The organism is Glycomyces salinus (assembly GCF_016428645.1).
In the GTDB taxonomy this organism is placed as follows: Bacteria; Actinomycetota; Actinomycetes; order Mycobacteriales; family Micromonosporaceae; genus Glycomyces; species Glycomyces salinus.
Genome location: NZ_JAELXW010000187.1, coordinates 1 through 1,010, shown reverse-complemented (window position 1 = coordinate 1,010; position 1,010 = coordinate 1). Strand labels below are relative to the sequence as shown.

At 64.2% G+C, this 1,010-nt stretch carries 1 protein-coding gene; it reads left to right on the top strand.

Going from position 1 to position 1,010, the window contains the following annotated elements; translation table 11 throughout:
* Positions 1-126 precede the first annotated feature (126 nt).
* Positions 127-987, top strand: a complete 861-nt coding sequence (locus JFB92_RS24975; RefSeq protein ID WP_199044672.1) for a transposase family protein — start codon at positions 127-129, stop codon at positions 985-987.
* Positions 988-1,010: the final 23 nt, after the last annotated feature.

The window sequence follows — 1,010 nt, the reverse complement described above, 5'->3', positions numbered from 1 at the left end:
AATGAGCTTCTTCGGGCAAGGTGACGGGTACGCCGTGTGATCATGATCCGTTGGGAGACAACGAAACCTCTTGGGAGAGACTGGAGCTGCTACGACTTCAGTTCCACACCAAGAGGTTTCGCATCATTGAGTGTCGCATACACCGCATTCCTGCCTGTTGACCGTGCCGCCTGCGAGTGGTTCGCCCGCCGTCTGATCGCCCACCGTCGCTCCATCGGCACCAGGAAGGGCACTCGTCGCCTGACGCCCTGGTCGCAGGCGGTGTTCGTGCTCCGCTTCCTCATCGACGGCACCCGTATCGCCCAACTCGCCGCCGACAACCATCTGCCCTCGACCACTGCCTATGACAACCTCTGGGAGGGCCTCGAAGTCCTCAGCCAGACGGCTCCGCGCCTGCACGATGCGATCGACGCCGCCCGAGAAGCCGGGGACGGGCACATCGGGCTCGATGGCACCCTCATCCCCACCACCCGCGCCCAGGTCGAAGGCCCGACGAAGGGCGTTGACCTGTTCTGGAGCGGGAAACATCACCGGCACGGGGTCAACCTCCAGGTCATCTCCGCTCCCGACGGCTACCCGCTGTGGGTCGCTGAGGCCCGCCCCGGCCGCGAGCACGATGCGAACGCTGCCGTCAAGACCGGTGTCGAGGCCGAGATCGCCCTGCTCAACATCGGCGTGAACGACAACGAGCACATGCTGGTCCTGGTCGATTTGGGGTATGAGAAGTTCCGGGCCTTCCCTGCCGTGGTCGTACCCCACAAGGCCCCGAAGGGCGGCAAGCTGACCGAGGCGCAGAAGGACTGGAACCGCCTCATCGGCGCCAAGCGCGCCCTAGCCGAGAAGGCCAACGCCGATCTGAAGATGCGTTTCCGCTGTTTGCAGAAGGTCTCACTCAATCCATGGCGGATCGGGACCATCGCCCGCGCCTGCCTCGCTTTCTTCCGCATCGAACGACCCCGCCGCCTCGTCCTCACTCAGAGCGCATGATGCCTTGCTCGAAATGGCTCAAT